Raw genomic sequence first — 14,488 nt, forward strand, 5'->3', positions numbered from 1 at the left:
GGCATGGTTCAATCGGTATTGAAGAAGCAGCCGGACCAGGCGGCGGAGCACCGCGAGGCCGTCCTTTCCGTTCGCGATCTCACCGTCGGCTTCGGTGACAACATCGTGCTCGACAGGCTTGATCTCGAGGTCTATCGCGGCGAAATCCTCGGCTTTGTCGGCGCTTCGGGAACCGGCAAATCGGTGCTGATGCGAACGGTGTTGCGGCTGCTGCCGAAGCGTTCCGGCACTATTGAAATCCTCGGAAACGAATACGACAGATTGAGCTTGAGGGAGCGAATTGCACTCGACATGCGCCTCGGCGTGCTGTTCCAGCACGGCGCGCTCTTTTCCGCGCTCACCGTTCGCGAGAACATCCAGGTGCCGATGCGTGAGTACCTCGACCTGCCGCAGGATCTGATGGACGAGTTTGCTCGCCTGAAAATCGAGCTGGTCGGCTTGGCGCCCGAGGCAGCTGATAAATATCCCGCCGAGCTTTCCGGTGGTATGATTAAGCGTGCGGCGCTCGCGCGTGCGCTCGCACTCGACCCGGACCTGGTCTTCCTGGACGAGCCGACGTCCGGCCTCGATCCGATCGGTGCGGCGGAGTTCGACGAGCTGATCGCCAAGTTGCGGGACACACTTGGGTTGACCGTGTATATGGTGACTCACGATCTGGACAGCCTGTTTACGGTCTGCGACCGGATCGCGGTCCTCGGCCAGAAACGCGTGCTCGTGTCCGGGACCATCGAGGACATGCTTGCCTGCGAGGAGCCATGGGTAAAATCCTATTTCCGCGGCAAGCGGGGAAGGGCGGTCGTGCGGGCGTGAAGGCGACCCGCCCGTCAGTGGAAGGACGCGCTTCGGAAAGGTTCGCCTGCCGAAGCCGGTTGGATAAGCGGCAAGAGCCGCAAGGGTGATCGGAGCCGATGGAAACCAAAGCGAATTATGCCATTGTCGGCTTTTTCACGGTATTCGTGATCGCCGCCGCCTTCGGCTTCGTCTACTGGATGGCGCAATATGGCCGGGCGGGGCAGATGGTGGAACTCGTGGTCAACATTCCCGGTTCCGCCAGTGGCCTTACCGTCGGCTCGCCCGTGCGCTTCAATGGCATCAATGTCGGCACCGTCCGCAATCTGGCGATCGACGCCAATGATCCGCGCTATTCGATCGCCATTACGGAGGTTTCGGCCGATGCGCCGGTGCTGACCTCCACCAGGGCGACGCTGGAAGTCCAGGGGCTGACCGGTGCCGCCTATATCGAGCTCAGCGGCGGCCGCAAGGGTGACGAGAACATTCTGAAGACGGCGCTCGAAAAAGGGACGCAGGCCACGATCACCGCCGACCAATCGAGCGTCACCAGCCTGCTTGCGACCGCCGACCAGATCCTCGACCGGGCAAACAGCGCCATCACCGATATCCAGGGCTTCGTGACGGACATCCGCCGCCCGCTCACCTCGACGATCGGCAATGCCGAGAAATTCTCGAAGGCGCTTGCAGATAATTCCGACGTCATCGATCAATTCCTGAAAAGCGTCGAGGAATTGTCGGCATCGGTCAGTACAGCTTCGAGGAAGCTCGACACCACGCTCGAAGGCGCCGACAGGCTGATCAAGTCCGTCGACCCGAAGAAGATCGACACGATCGTCAGCAATGCCGAGCAACTGAGCAAGGATCTGAGGGATGCCTCGGGTGGCGTTTCTGAGGCGATCGCCGGCTTCAGGCGCACGGTTGGCACCTACAACCAGTTCGGCGAGAGCGCGCGGGAGACGCTGAAGCGCGTCGACGCGCTGGTGGCGGCCGTCGACGCGCAGAAGATCGGATCGGTCGTCGACGACATTTCCGTTGCGAGCGCGGATGCCCGAAAGATTGCCGCCCAGGTATCCAGCTTCGCCGAAAAGATCTCCGGCCGCCAGGAAGACATCGACCAGACGATCACTGATTTCACCCAGATGTCGAACAAGCTGAATGCCGCCTCGAATCGTGTCGACGGCATTCTGGCGAAGATCGACGGCTTCCTTGGCGATGCCGATGCGCCGTCGCTTTCGGCCGAAGCGCGTTCGACGCTCGAATCCTTCCGGAAAATGGCCAACAACCTCAATGCGCAGATCGGTCCCATCACAGAGAACCTCAAGCGTTTCTCGGGGTCGGGTCTGCGCGACGTGGAGGCACTCGTCACCGAAACGCGCCGCACTGTGCAAAGTCTTCAAAGCACGATTTCCAGTTTCGACAGAAATCCACAACGCCTTCTATTCGGCGGCGAAACAGTTAAGCAATATGATGGCCGCACGCGGCGCTGATTCGCACGTCGCGGGATCGCGAATGGGTTGAGCGCGGCGGGGGGCTGCGCGAAGCCTGATTGTTTGGGGATGTCTGCAGTATGCGTTTTCCGGGTCTGGTAGCTGTGCGTAAGGCGGGGGCCGCCCGGACAGCAGTAGTCGTTTCGTTAGCGATGATGTTGGCGGGCTGCGGAACGCGTCCGGCAGTCAACGATACCTTCAGCCTGGCAACCACACCCGTTGTCGATCGACCTGCGTCTACCGGGCGGCAAATCCTGGTGCCGGAGCCGACAGCGCTGAAAACACTCGACAGCGAACAGATCGTCGTCCGACTGTCGCGGTCGGAAATACAATTCCTCGCCAGGGCGCAATGGGGCGACCGGCTGCCGAGGATCGTGCAGGACAAGCTCGTCCAGACCTTCGAGAACACCGGCAGGGTCGGCGGCGTCGGCAAGCCGGGTCAGGGGCTGGCGATCGACTATCAGGTCGTCACTGAAATCCGTGCCTTCGAGATTTCCACCGACGGGCCGGACACGGCGGTAGTCGAGATCTTCGCGAAGCTTCTGGACGACCGGAATGGCACAGTGCGCCACCAACGAGCGTTCAAGGCTGTGGCGCCGGTAAGCGGGCCGGGCAATACAGCCTTTGTTTCGGCCCTGGATGCGGCTTTCGCGAAGGTGGCGGCTGACATCGTCGGTTGGACGTTGGCATCGATCTAGCTTCTGACGCCAAAGGGATTTCGCCCGCAGATGAGGGCAAATGCCGCCCGGCGGGTCGCGGCGTTCAGCCGCTGCCGACCTTCGCCAGCTCGATTCGGTTGATTACATCGGTGACGCCGGGGACGGCTCTTGCCGCTTCTTCAGCGCGGACGATTTCCTCTTCCGACGCCACCCTTCCGTCAAGCACTGCCGTGCTGCCGGTGCAGGTGACCTGAACGTTGACGGCATCCAGCCCGGGGGCCACGGCGAGCAAGTGTGCCACACGGCGCTCGAGTTCGGCCGGATGCTCCGGTGTCACGCGCTCCGGTTCCTCGCCAAAAAATGTGCGTTTCTTGAACACCATGCCTCGATCCCTCGTTCGAAGGGAAACGCCGTAGCATGAAATTTGTTCGTGGCTTCGCTGCTGTCATACCAGCGGCAGTGGATTGTGACCGAAGCATCACGAGCGCGGCGCAAACGCAGCCGCAGCGCGCAAGAGCCGGCCTGTCCCACCAGATCGGTCAGAATCTACTGCCGTTGGATGCGACAATCATGGCCAGCGAACCACCGGCGGGAGCGACGAGAGGATCGAATCGACGTTGCCGCCAGTCTTGAGGCCGAAGATCGTGCCGCGGTCGTAGAGCAGGTTGAACTCGACATAGCGGCCGCGGCGCACCAGCTGCTCGTCGCGATCCGTCTCGCTCCAGGGCGTATTGAAATTCGACCTGACGATCTTCGGGTAAACGAGCGCAAAAGCCCTGCCGACGTCCCGGGTGAAGGCGAAGTCTGCCTGCCAGCCGCCGAGCTCGTCCGGCGAATGCAGCCAATCATAGAATATGCCGCCGGTGCCGCGTGGTTCGTTGCGGTGCTTGAGGAAGAAATATTCGTCACACCATTCCTTGAATTTCGCATGATCGGCGACCGGGTGGCGATTGCAGGTGATCTCCATCGCGCGATGGAAGAGTACCGTGTCCGGGTCGGTCATGACGCGCCGTCGATCGAGCACCGGCGTCAGGTCCGCGCCGCCGCCGAACCAATTGCTGGTGGTGACGACCATCCTCGTATTCATGTGAACGGCAGGCACGTTGGGGTTGACCGGGTGGGCGATCAGCGAAATGCCGGAGGCCCAGAAGCGCGGATCCTCGCTGGCGCCCGGGATTTGGCCGCGGAACTCCGGGGAAAATTCGCCATGGACAGTGGAGGTGTGGACGCCGACCTTCTCGAAGACTCGGCCCTCCATCATCGACATGCGCCCGCCGCCGCCGGCGCCCTCTTCACGAAGCCAGTCCCTGGCGACGAAGCGGCCTGCGGGCTGGTCCGACAGCGGGCCGCTGAGATCGTCTTCGAGCGCCTCGAAGGCCGCACAGATCGCATCGCGCAGGCTCTCGAACCAGGCCTTGGCTTCGGCCTTCTTGTCTTCGATGTCGGCAGGCAGTCCCTGCGGCAATTGCGGTCTTTCCATGGACATTCAATTCCGTTTGCGGCGCGTGTCGTTGCCGATTCGATCGTCGTCGCCACAGTTCATATTTTCGCTCGAATGGCAACGGCGGGGCGATTCCCGTGACAATCTCCGCAATGCCGGACTGCGCTGCGGCGAGAGACACAAGGGCTGGCAATGGTGCCGTCGCCATCCTACATTTCTTGGAGAGGTACAGCCATGGCGAAGTTACCACCAGGACCGCCGCTCGATGGCTTGCGGCGTCAGATCGACCGGCACCGCCGGGAAAATCCCGCGCGAGGCGATAGTCTCTTCGTGCGCGAGACCTTCCGCCTCGAACGCAATGCAGCCCGCGCCAAGGCTCGCGAATGGTTCGAGACCTGGCCGAAGGCCGCCTATTGGACTGAGGTCGAAAGCTGGCGGCAGCTCGAGGGCGGTGAGATCGAGTTTACGATGCGGCGGCTTCCAAGCGCGGATTAAGGTCCGTCCGCTTCGGGCACTTTGTCGCGGCCTTTTTGAGGCGCACCGGGACGGGATGCGTCACCCTCGCTGGCCGGTCCACGCAGCTGCGGAGGACGGGGCAAGTCCGGGGACGGAGGTAATGCATCCGGCTCTTCGCCAGGTGCACCTTTTAACGGCAAAATCCTCGTTTGCCGTCAGACGCTATGGCCAAGTCCACGCAGACGGGATAAACCTCTGGCTGTTCTTCTGCCCCGCACCAGTCCCACGTGCACCCGTCCGGTCTCATGCCCGTCCTTCGCTCGGTCATCGTTCTGTCTGTCACCCAGATCATCGCCTGGGGTGCGATGTTCATGTTCGTCTCGGTGACCGCGCCGGCGATGGCGAGGGATCTCGGGCTCGCGCCTTCAAGCATCTATCTCGGCCCAACAGTCATGCTTCTGGCCATGGCGCTCGGTTCCCCGCCGTTGGGGTCGTACTATGCGCGCCTTGGGGCGCGGCCGGTGCTCGCCTGCGGATCGGCACTTGCCGCACCCGGGCTTTGGCTGCTCGCCGTGGCTGAAGGACCGCTCGTCTATTTTGCCGCCTGGGCGATCCTCGGTCTGGCGGGGGCTCAGACGTTGACGACATCGGCGCATGTCTTTCTGACCGAGGTCGCCGGGGAGGGTGCGCGCAGGGCGATCGGGGCACAGATGCTTGCGATGGCGCTTGCGCCAAGCGTTTCCTGGCCCATGACCGTCTACTGGGAAGCCACCCTCGGCTGGCGCGGCACATATGTGCTCTACGGTGCCGCGATGCTCCTCGTCTGCACACCGCTGCATCTTTGGGCTCTGCCGCGGACCAGGCCGGCGGCCACCGCGCCAAAGGCTGCTGTTGCCGCCGGGAAAGCTGGACATTCACAGCGACATCGCCTGCTGGTCGTCGCTCTGATCACCGCAGCGGTTGCGCTCAACGGCTTCGTCACCTGGGGATTTCAACTGGTCCTGATCGACCTGTTTCGCAGCTTCGCGGTGGCGGACTATCTAGCGGTAGGTTTCGGTTCCGCGATCGGCTTTATCCAGCTCTCGGCGCGGCTCTTCGATTTTCTCGGCGGCAATCGCTGGGATGGGGTGACGACCGGCCTTTTCGCCGCAGCGCTCATGCCGATCGCACTGTTCATGCTGATCCTCGGAGGAGGGACGGAAGGGACGATCGTTCTCTTCCTCGTGCTCTACGGGCTTTCGAGCGGCGCTATGTCTGTCAGCCGGGCGACGATGCCGCTCGCCTTTTTTACGCCGGCGCAATATGCCACGGTCATGGCGCGCCTTGGCCTGCCGCTCAATCTGGCTTTCGCCACCGCGCCGCCGTTTTTCTCCTTTGTGCTCGCCGAGGCGGGCAACCGCTTGGCGCTGGCGGTCGCACTTGGCTGTTCCCTTGGCACATTGGCGAGCATGGTCCTGCTCAGCCGGATGAGAACCGCTGCATGAATTGGTTTAGCCGGTCTCGCGTTCGCTTGGGCCGTCGGCCGGATCGATCAGGCGTGGCCCGGCCCCTTCGGTTCCGAGCACGTCATAGGGGTTGCGCAATGGGCAGTCGCGCATCGACAGGCAGCCGCAGCCGATGCAGCCGGTCAGTTGATCGCGCAGCGCCGTCAGCTTGGTGATGCGCTCGTCGAGCTGTTGCCGCCAAGTCATTGACAATCGGGCCCAGTCCTCGGCCGTCAGCGGCCGGTCGTCAGGCAGCACCGACAGAGCGGTCTGGATCTCCGAGAGCGGGATGCCGGTGCGCTGCGCGACCTTGATGACGGCAACGCGCCTCAGAACCCCACGCGGGTAGCGGCGCTGATTGCCGCGGCTCCGATTGCTGCGGATGAGGCCTTTCGTCTCGTAAAAATGGAGCGTCGAGACGGCGACGCCGCTACGCTCGGCGACCTCGCCGACCGTCAGCTCGCGCTTGAGATCGTGGGTGTAATCTTTTTTCATGGGCGCTATTGACCTCAACTATAGTTGAGGTTCTATAGCATGAGCTCCCTGTAGCCAACAACAAGGAGCTGATCCCGCATGACAGAGAAGATGACGCTTGCCCTGATCTACGGCAGTGCGCGGCAGGGCCGCTTTTGCGATACGGTCGCGAGCTGGCTTATCCGCGAGCTTTCGACCTCCGACGTCTTCAGCCTGACGATCATCGATCCGCTGAGATTCAGGAGCGCTCGAGGCGAAAAGCCCGGCGACATGGCCGAGTGGATGGAGCGCAAGGTGGCTGAAGCGGACGCCTTCATCGTCATCACGCCGGAATACAATCATGGCTATCCGGCAGCTCTGAAGGAGTTGATCGATTCTGTCTATGAGCCCTGGCACGCCAAGCCCGTGGCCTTCGTCTCCTATGGCGGCGCTTCCGGCGGCATCCGGGCGGTCGAACAGTTGCGCCAGGTGTTCGGCGAATTGCATGCGGTTACGCTGAGGGACGGAGTAGCCTTCCCGAAAGCCTGGTCGAAGTTCGACGCGGCCGGCAATCCTTACAAGCCTGGGGAGATGCAGGCGCCGCTGTTCCTGATGATGGATCGGCTGACCTGGTGGGCGCGCACCCTGAAATCCGCACGCAGGGCGACCCCCTATAACGAGATCGCCGCATGACGGGCACGGCCCCTTCCAGGCCGGTGGCGCCCTTCTGGCTGATGCGGTCAGAAGGCGTCGGTCTGCCGCATCGCCTCTCCGACGATCATCGCGGTCGCCATTGCTATGTTGAGCGAGCGCTGGCCCGGCGCCATCGGAATGAGGATCCGTGCGTCGGCTCGGTCATGCACATGATCGGGCACGCCGGCGCTTTCGCGGCCAAAGAGAAGGATATCGTCGGCGCGATAGCTGAAGCGCGTATACGGCTCGGCCGCCTTTGTCGAGGCGAGCACAAGTCGTTTCCCCGTTTCCGCTCGCCATGCTTGGAAGCGTTCCCAGCTGACGTGCCGGGTCAGCGTCACGGCGGCGATGTAGTCCATGCCGGCGCGTTTCAGGTTCCGGTCGGAAAGATCGAAGCCAGCCGGTTCGATTATGTCGACCGAAAGGCCGAGGCAGGCGGCGAGCCGGAGGATGGTGCCGGTGTTGCCCGGTATGTCCGGCTGGTAGAGTGCGATGCGAAGAGCGTTCATGGACGATCAGGCCGTTTGGTGAGACGTGGAGGGATTGGACTGTCCTTTTGCATCGAATGGGCTTCAACGACGAGCATTTGGTCAAGCGCTGTATGCGGTATCGCTGAATTTGCCGCCGCTAATCTGTGCTGGATTGGCAACATTTGGGCCGCTGGAGAAGAAACGTGCAGGAAAATACATGCGACAATCTGGCGCGGCAGGCGGAATAAGGGTAAAGGTCAATCCTCTTCCACGCGAACCGACGGAGGCATGCATGACAGTTCTGATGTTGACACGCCTCCCACATGTGGCCGGGCCTTCCCCGGCCTGACCGGTTCCGCGCCCTTTCCGTCTATCGATCGAATGAAGCGCGCTCCGGTTCTCCGGAGGTTCTAGCGCGAGTCGCGGCCATTTCCGGAGAATTTTTCAGAGATAACGAATGCGGGGAGACCCGCCTTCCTTCAATATCCCATGAAGGAGCTTCAGAAATGTTCGGCTGGTTTGAATCCCGCCTCAATCCCTATCCGTTGGCAGAACCGGCGGTTCCGCCAACGGGGCTTTTTGCATTTTGCTGGCACTATACGAAGCCCGCCGCACCGTGGCTTCTCGTCATGGCCCTGTGCACGATGCTGATCGCGATCGGCGAGGTGGCGCTGTTCCAGTTCCTCGGCAACATTGTCGATTGGCTGTCGAATGCAGACCGCGAGACTTTCCTCGAGGCGGAGGGCGGCAGGCTCGCATGGATGGGCGCGCTGATCCTGATTGGATTGCCGGGTCTGGTGGCGCTCGATTCTTTCGTCATGCACCAGGTTCTGCTCGGCAACTATCCGATGATCGCCCGCTGGCAGATGCACCGTTATCTGCTTCGACAGAGCATGACGTTCTTTGCCAATGAATTCGCGGGGCGGGTCGCGACCAAGGTGATGCAGACCTCGCTCGCCGTGCGCGAAACGGTGATGAAGATCCTCGACGTCTTCGTCTACGTGGTGAGCTATTTCACGACGATGCTTGTCGTGGTGGCGACCGCCGACGGGCGTCTCGTTGCTCCGCTCGCGATCTGGCTGGCGATCTATATTGCGATCGTCGCCTATTTCGTGCCGCGGCTGCAGAAGATCTCCAGGGAGCAGGCGGACGCCCGTTCGATGATGACCGGGCGCATCGTCGACAGCTACACCAATATCGGGACGGTGAAACTCTTCTCGCATGCGGGACGCGAGGAAACCTATGCGCGCGCCGGCATGGAGGAGTTTCTCGAGACGGTCTACCGGCAGATGCGCAAGGTGACGCTGTTCCACATCTGCGTCTACTCCAACAACTGCATCGCACTCTTTGCCGTCGGTGCGCTCGGCATCTATCTGTGGCTGACGAGTGCGATCTCCGTCGGAGCGATCGCCGTCGCGATCGGTCTCGCCATGCGCATCAACGGCATGTCGCAATGGATCATGTGGGAAGTCTCGACGCTGTTTGAGAACATCGGCACCGTCTATGACGGCATGGGCATGATGACCAAGGCCCACGACATCGTCGACAGGCCTGACGCCGGCACGCTCGAGGCGAAGCAAGGTGCGATCAACTTCGAGAATGTCCGCTTCCACTACGGCAAGGCGAAAGGCGTTATCGACCGGTTGTCGCTCGATATCCGATCCGGCGAGAAGATCGGCCTCGTCGGCCGCTCGGGCGCCGGCAAGACGACGCTGATGAACCTGCTCCTGCGCTTCTACGATCTCGAAGATGGCGTGATCCGGATCGACGGCACCGACATCTCCGCCGTCACGCAGGACAGCCTGCGTTCGCAGATCGGCGTGGTGACGCAGGATACGTCGCTGCTGCATCGCTCCATTCGCGACAATATCGCCTATGGTCATCCCGAGGCGACGGACGCTCAGATCATCGCCGCGGCGAAGAAGGCGAATGCCTGGGACTTCATCCTGGCGCTCGAAGACCAGCACGGACGGCGAGGGCTCGACGCACAGGTCGGCGAACGCGGGGTGAAGCTCTCCGGCGGTCAGCGCCAGCGCATCGCGATCGCTCGCGTCTTCCTGAAGGACGCCCCGATCTTGATCCTCGACGAGGCGACCTCGGCGCTCGATTCCGAGGTTGAGGCGGCGATCCAGGAGAACCTGTTCGCGCTGATGGCCGGCAAGACGGTGATCGCCATTGCCCACCGGCTGTCGACGCTGACCGAGATGGACCGGCTTGTGGTCCTCGAATCCGGGCGGATCGTCGAGATGGGTTCGCATGCCGAACTGGTCGCAAAGCGCGGTCTTTATGCCGATCTCTGGTCACGCCAGTCTGGCGGCTTCATCGCCGACCAGGTCGAGAAGGAGGAGGCGGCGGAGTGATCCGCCGCTTCGCCTTTTCGCCGAAAGGTTGCCGGAAGCTTGCGCATTTGTAATGGACGGTTCGGCGATAACCGATTGCCGTCCGCTCTCTGCCACCTATTATCAGAACAATGCTGCGCTCCATCGTCGCCATCTTCGAGAACTGGATCCATCCCTTCGCGCCGCGGGATCGCCTGCAGCCGCCAAGGTCCCTTTGGGGCTTTGCCTGGTTCTATGCGCGCCAGGCAAAGGGGCCGTTTCTGGCGATGGCGGCGCTTGGCGGCCTGGTGGCAATGCTCGAAGCCGGGCTCTTCTATTTCGTCGGCCGGCTGGTCGACGTACTCGATACGGTGCGGCCGGAGGACGGCTGGAGCGGATTGATCGCATCAAACGGTCCGGAACTGCTCTTCATGCTGCTGACGGTGCTGGTGTTCCGCTTCGTCGCCGTCTCGCTCGCCGCGCTCGTCGAGGAGCAGTCGATCATCACCGGTTTTCTCAATCTCGTTCGCTGGCAGTCCTATGTGCATGTCGCGCGCCAGTCATTAAGCTTCTTCCAGAATGAATTTTCCGGCCGTATCGTCACCAAGGTGTGGACCGGCGCGCAGGCGACGAGCGACCTCATCGTTTCCCTGCTGCAGGTCGTCTGGTTCATCGTCATCTACACCGCCTCGACGATGGCGCTGATCGCCCAGCTCGACTGGCGTCTTGCGGCAATGGTGGCGTTCTGGATCCTCGTCTTCATGGGGCTCGCCCGCTATTTCGTCCCGCGCGTGCGCAGGCATGCCCGCAACACCGCCGAGATGGCCTCGATGCTCAACGGTCGCATGGTGGACGCCTATTCCAACATGCAGACATTGAAACTATTCGGCAGCGACGAAGAGAACGACCGCTATATCCGCGCCGGGTTCGATCGTTTCCAGGGAGCGGTCATCCCCTTCACGCGACTGTTGACGGGCGTCCGGGCATCGCAGGCGCTCCTTTCCGGGCTGATGATCACCGCGATCGCGGTCTACTCCATCGATCTGTGGCTGGCAGGCTCGGTGAGTTCCGGAGCCGTCGCCTTCACCCTGGCGCTGGTGCTGCGGCTCAACATGCTGCTCGGACGGATGATGGGCCAGTTCAACGCGATCATGCGCAACATCGGCACGATGCAGAACTCGGCCGAACTCGTGTCACAGCCGATCGGCCTCGTCGATCGGCCGGACGCGGCAGACCTCAAGGTCAGCAAGGCCGAAATCCGCTTCGAGCACGTGAAGTTCCATTATGGCAAGGGGGGAGGCGTCATCGACGACTTGTCCTTGACCCTCCGCCCCGGCGAAAAGGTCGGCATCGTTGGCCGCTCGGGAGCTGGCAAATCGACGCTCGTCAACCTATTGCTGCGCTTCTACGATCTCGAGGGCGGTCAGATCCTGGTCGATGGCCAGGACATAGCCGCGGTCCGGCAGGAGTCGCTGAGGGCCAACATCGGTATGGTGAGCCAGGATACCTCGCTGCTGCACCGCTCGATCCGCGACAACATCCTGTTTGGCCGGCCGGGTGCATCGGAGGAGCAACTGATCGCGGCGGCACGCAAGGCGGAGGCCTATGAGTTCATCGACGACCTCATGGACCAGCGCGGCCGCAAGGGGTTCGATGCCCATGTCGGAGAGAGGGGCGTCAAGCTCTCCGGCGGACAGCGGCAGCGGATCGCGATTGCCCGCGTCATGCTGAAGGACGCTCCCATTCTCGTTCTCGACGAAGCGACCTCGGCACTGGACTCCGAAGTGGAGGCGGCCATCCAGTCAAACCTTCAGCGACTGATGCACGGGAAGACGGTGCTTGCCATCGCGCATCGGTTGTCGACGATTGCCGCTCTCGATCGCTTGGTGGTCATGGACCGCGGGCGGATCGTCGAAGACGGTACGCATGCCGAGCTCATCGCGCGCGGGGGTCTCTACGCGGAGCTTTGGGCGCGCCAATCAGGCGGCTTCATCGCACAGGAAGAAGCCGCCGAATAGGAGACCGGAAGGCGTCCTCGGAGCGCGCCAAGCCCTTGCGCTGATTGGCCGCATCTTTCCCCGCGACAATCTGCCCGCCTGACCGCATGAAGGCTGGACATAGTCCGCGTTCAAGCATAGAACGCGCCCGATTGACGGGGATTCCGCGTGCCGGATTCTCCGGATTCTGGCACCTGATCCGAGGCTTGCAGCGGTGAGCCGGGTAGGGTGGCAGCGAATGAGACAGGGCGCGGTTCCGTGACTCGGGGACGGGAGGAAGCGCGCCGGGGGCGGATGCAGTGTCCGCAACATTGCGTGAGAGGATGGTTTAGCCGTGAGCGAACACGACACTTCAAGCGAGACCTTGGGCGAGCCCACTCGCCGCGACTTCCTGTACCTGGCTACCGGGATGGCTGGCGTCGTCGGCGCCACGGCTGCAGTCTGGCCGTTCATCGACCAGATGCGTCCGGATGCCTCAACGCTTGCGCTCGCTTCGATCGAGGTCGATGTTTCGAGCCTGCAGCCGGGCATGTCGCTCACGGCCAAGTGGCGCGGCAAGCCGGTCTTCATCCGCAACCGCACTGACAAGGAAGTCGAGGAAGCCAAGGCAGTGGCGCTCGACGAGCTCAAGGATCCGGCCGCGCGCAACGCCAACCTCCCGTCGGAAGCGCAGGCAACGGACATCGATCGCTCCGCCGGCGAAGGCAAGGAAAACTGGATCGTGATGATCGGCTCCTGCACCCATCTTGGCTGCGTGCCGCTGGGCCAGGCCGGCGATTTTGGCGGCTGGTTCTGTCCCTGCCACGGTTCCCACTACGATACCGCCGGCCGCATCCGCAAGGGCCCGGCACCGGAGAACCTCCCCGTGCCGACCTTCACGTTCGTTTCCGACACAGTTATCAAGATCGGTTGAGGGGACTACTGAGAATGAGTGCTGATCATTCAACCTACACGCCAACAACAGGCATCGAGAAGTGGGTTGATTCCCGTCTTCCGCTGCCGCGGCTCGTCCACGACTCCTTCGTCTCCTATCCGGTGCCGCGGAACCTGAACTACGCCTACACCTTCGGCGCGATGCTGTCGGTAATGCTGATCGTGCAGATTCTGACCGGCATCGTCCTCGCGATGCATTATTCGGCCGAGACGACCGTCGCCTTCAACTCCGTCGAGAAGATCATGCGCGACGTGAACCACGGCTGGCTGTTGCGCTACCTGCATGCCAATGGTGCATCCTTCTTCTTCATCGCCGTCTACCTGCATATTGCCCGCGGTCTCTACTACGGCTCCTACAAGGCGCCGCGCGAGATCCTCTGGATACTCGGCGTCGTCATTTATCTCCTGATGATGGCGACCGGCTTCATGGGTTACGTTCTGCCGTGGGGCCAGATGTCCTTCTGGGGCGCTACCGTTATCACCGGCTTCTTCTCGGCCTTCCCGCTGGTTGGCGAATGGATCCAGCAGTTCCTGCTCGGCGGCTTCGCCGTCGACCAGCCGACGCTGAACCGCTTCTTCTCGCTGCACTACCTTCTGCCCTTCATGATCGCCGGCGTCGTCGTCCTGCACATCTGGGCATTGCACGTCACCGGCCAGACGAATCCGACTGGCATCGAGGTCAAGTCGAAGACCGATACGGTGCCCTTCACGCCTTATGCGACCTTGAAGGATGCGCTCGGTGTTTCCGTCTTCCTCATCGTCTACGCCTGGTTCGTCTTCTACATGCCGAACTATCTCGGCCATCCGGACAACTACATCCCGGCCGACCCGCTGAAGACGCCCGCGCACATCGTTCCGGAATGGTATTACCTCCCATTCTACGCGATGCTGCGCGCCATCACCTTCAACATCGGCCCGATCGACTCCAAGCTCGGTGGCGTTCTGGTGATGTTCGGCTCCATCATCGTTCTGTTCTTCCTGCCCTGGCTCGACACGTCTAAGGTCCGCTCCGCCGTCTACCGCCCGTGGTACAAGCTGTTCTTCTGGATCTTCGTCGCCGATGCCATCATGCTCGGCTGGCTCGGCTCCCGCCCGGCCGAAGGCGTCTATGTCGTGCTCTCGCAGCTCGGTACGCTGTACTACTTCGGCTTCTTCCTCGTCATCATGCCCGTTCTCGGCCTGATCGAGACGCCGAAGCGCATTCCGAATTCCATCACCGAGGCGGTGCTGGAAAAACAGAATGCGAAGGTGCAGCCGAAGACCGCCCACGCCTGACCGGAACAGCGATTGATAAGGAACTCACAA

General features: G+C 62.1%; 14 protein-coding genes. 10 read left to right on the top strand and 4 right to left on the bottom strand.

Annotated features, from left to right (window positions below; genetic code table 11):
• Nucleotides 1-3 precede the first annotated feature (3 nt).
• The 3 genes from J2Z31_RS23110 (at nucleotide 4) to J2Z31_RS23120 (ending at nucleotide 2,977) form a co-directional block, all read left to right on the top strand.
• Entirely contained in the window at nucleotides 4-810 is an 807-nt protein-coding gene (locus J2Z31_RS23110) for an ABC transporter ATP-binding protein (RefSeq protein ID WP_209605010.1), read from the top strand.
• 98 nt (nucleotides 811-908) lie between these two features.
• Nucleotides 909-2,279, top strand: coding sequence for an MlaD family protein (locus J2Z31_RS23115; RefSeq protein WP_209605012.1), 1,371 nt, complete (start codon nucleotides 909-911; stop codon nucleotides 2,277-2,279).
• A gap of 80 nt (nucleotides 2,280-2,359) precedes the next feature.
• Complete coding sequence (locus J2Z31_RS23120) at nucleotides 2,360-2,977, top strand: ABC-type transport auxiliary lipoprotein family protein (RefSeq protein WP_209605014.1); 618 nt, start codon at nucleotides 2,360-2,362, stop codon at nucleotides 2,975-2,977.
• Nucleotides 2,978-3,041: 64 nt separating this feature from the next.
• Here the strand turns inward: J2Z31_RS23120 and J2Z31_RS23125 are convergent, their stop codons facing one another.
• Nucleotides 3,042-3,320, bottom strand: a complete 279-nt coding sequence (locus J2Z31_RS23125) for a BON domain-containing protein (RefSeq protein WP_209605017.1) — start codon at nucleotides 3,318-3,320, stop codon at nucleotides 3,042-3,044.
• 186 nt (nucleotides 3,321-3,506) lie between these two features.
• On the bottom strand, nucleotides 3,507-4,418 hold the full coding sequence (gene hemF / locus J2Z31_RS23130; protein WP_209605190.1) for an oxygen-dependent coproporphyrinogen oxidase: 912 nt from the start codon (nucleotides 4,416-4,418) through the stop codon (nucleotides 3,507-3,509).
• A gap of 195 nt (nucleotides 4,419-4,613) precedes the next feature.
• Here hemF and J2Z31_RS23135 point away from each other — a divergent pair, with 195 nt between their 5' ends.
• Nucleotides 4,614-4,874, top strand: coding sequence for a hypothetical protein (locus tag J2Z31_RS23135; protein ID WP_209605019.1), 261 nt, complete (start codon nucleotides 4,614-4,616; stop codon nucleotides 4,872-4,874).
• Between the two features lie 266 nt (nucleotides 4,875-5,140).
• On the top strand, nucleotides 5,141-6,319 hold the full coding sequence (locus tag J2Z31_RS23140; protein WP_209605022.1) for an MFS transporter: 1,179 nt from the start codon (nucleotides 5,141-5,143) through the stop codon (nucleotides 6,317-6,319).
• A gap of 6 nt (nucleotides 6,320-6,325) precedes the next feature.
• On the opposite strand, the gene soxR is transcribed toward J2Z31_RS23140, so the two are convergent.
• The gene (gene soxR, locus J2Z31_RS23145; protein ID WP_209605025.1) at nucleotides 6,326-6,814 is read right to left on the bottom strand and encodes a redox-sensitive transcriptional activator SoxR; all 489 of its coding nucleotides are present in this window, start codon (nucleotides 6,812-6,814) and stop codon (nucleotides 6,326-6,328) included.
• Nucleotides 6,815-6,892: 78 nt separating this feature from the next.
• Here soxR and J2Z31_RS23150 point away from each other — a divergent pair, with 78 nt between their 5' ends.
• Nucleotides 6,893-7,465 (top strand): NADPH-dependent FMN reductase, encoded by a 573-nt coding sequence (locus tag J2Z31_RS23150; protein WP_209605027.1) that lies wholly within the window; start codon nucleotides 6,893-6,895, stop codon nucleotides 7,463-7,465.
• A gap of 47 nt (nucleotides 7,466-7,512) precedes the next feature.
• Here J2Z31_RS23150 and J2Z31_RS23155 read toward each other — a convergent pair whose 3' ends face one another.
• On the bottom strand, nucleotides 7,513-7,974 hold the full coding sequence (locus J2Z31_RS23155) for a tRNA (cytidine(34)-2'-O)-methyltransferase (protein WP_209605029.1): 462 nt from the start codon (nucleotides 7,972-7,974) through the stop codon (nucleotides 7,513-7,515).
• 467 nt (nucleotides 7,975-8,441) lie between these two features.
• On the opposite strand from J2Z31_RS23155, the gene J2Z31_RS23160 reads away from it, so the two are divergent.
• The 4 genes from J2Z31_RS23160 (at nucleotide 8,442) to J2Z31_RS23175 (ending at nucleotide 14,458) form a co-directional block, all read left to right on the top strand.
• Nucleotides 8,442-10,295 carry an ABC transporter ATP-binding protein gene (locus J2Z31_RS23160; RefSeq protein WP_209605031.1) on the top strand — a complete coding sequence of 618 codons (1,854 nt, stop codon included), beginning with the start codon at nucleotides 8,442-8,444 and terminating at the stop codon, nucleotides 10,293-10,295.
• 110 nt (nucleotides 10,296-10,405) lie between these two features.
• Entirely contained in the window at nucleotides 10,406-12,271 is a 1,866-nt protein-coding gene (locus J2Z31_RS23165) for an ABC transporter ATP-binding protein (RefSeq protein ID WP_209605033.1), read from the top strand.
• Nucleotides 12,272-12,584: 313 nt separating this feature from the next.
• Nucleotides 12,585-13,163 (top strand): ubiquinol-cytochrome c reductase iron-sulfur subunit, encoded by a 579-nt coding sequence (petA, locus tag J2Z31_RS23170; RefSeq protein WP_209605035.1) that lies wholly within the window; start codon nucleotides 12,585-12,587, stop codon nucleotides 13,161-13,163.
• 14 nt (nucleotides 13,164-13,177) lie between these two features.
• Entirely contained in the window at nucleotides 13,178-14,458 is a 1,281-nt protein-coding gene (locus tag J2Z31_RS23175) for a cytochrome b (RefSeq protein ID WP_209605037.1), read from the top strand.
• Nucleotides 14,459-14,488 lie beyond the last annotated feature (30 nt).

It is taken from the genome of Sinorhizobium kostiense (assembly GCF_017874595.1).
Classification (GTDB): domain Bacteria; phylum Pseudomonadota; class Alphaproteobacteria; order Rhizobiales; family Rhizobiaceae; genus Sinorhizobium; species Sinorhizobium kostiense.

What these genes read in the sequence shown, in the direction of transcription:
- J2Z31_RS23115 (WP_209605012.1), top strand. Translation starts at nt 909, where the DNA reads ATGGAAACCAAAGCGAATTATGCCATTGTCGGCTTTTTCACGGTATTC.
- J2Z31_RS23135 (WP_209605019.1), top strand. Translation starts at nt 4,614, where the DNA reads ATGGCGAAGTTACCACCAGGACCGCCGCTCGATGGCTTGCGGCGTCAG.
- J2Z31_RS23155 (WP_209605029.1), bottom strand. Translation starts at nt 7,974, where the DNA reads ATGAACGCTCTTCGCATCGCACTCTACCAGCCGGACATACCGGGCAAC.
- hemF (WP_209605190.1), bottom strand. Translation starts at nt 4,418, where the DNA reads ATGGAAAGACCGCAATTGCCGCAGGGACTGCCTGCCGACATCGAAGAC.
- J2Z31_RS23125 (WP_209605017.1), bottom strand. Translation starts at nt 3,320, where the DNA reads ATGGTGTTCAAGAAACGCACATTTTTTGGCGAGGAACCGGAGCGCGTG.
- J2Z31_RS23150 (WP_209605027.1), top strand. Translation starts at nt 6,893, where the DNA reads ATGACAGAGAAGATGACGCTTGCCCTGATCTACGGCAGTGCGCGGCAG.
- J2Z31_RS23160 (WP_209605031.1), top strand. Translation starts at nt 8,442, where the DNA reads ATGTTCGGCTGGTTTGAATCCCGCCTCAATCCCTATCCGTTGGCAGAA.
- J2Z31_RS23140 (WP_209605022.1), top strand. Translation starts at nt 5,141, where the DNA reads ATGCCCGTCCTTCGCTCGGTCATCGTTCTGTCTGTCACCCAGATCATC.
- soxR (WP_209605025.1), bottom strand. Translation starts at nt 6,814, where the DNA reads ATGAAAAAAGATTACACCCACGATCTCAAGCGCGAGCTGACGGTCGGC.
- J2Z31_RS23110 (WP_209605010.1), top strand. Translation starts at nt 4, where the DNA reads ATGGTTCAATCGGTATTGAAGAAGCAGCCGGACCAGGCGGCGGAGCAC.
- J2Z31_RS23120 (WP_209605014.1), top strand. Translation starts at nt 2,360, where the DNA reads ATGCGTTTTCCGGGTCTGGTAGCTGTGCGTAAGGCGGGGGCCGCCCGG.
- J2Z31_RS23165 (WP_209605033.1), top strand. Translation starts at nt 10,406, where the DNA reads ATGCTGCGCTCCATCGTCGCCATCTTCGAGAACTGGATCCATCCCTTC.
- J2Z31_RS23175 (WP_209605037.1), top strand. Translation starts at nt 13,178, where the DNA reads ATGAGTGCTGATCATTCAACCTACACGCCAACAACAGGCATCGAGAAG.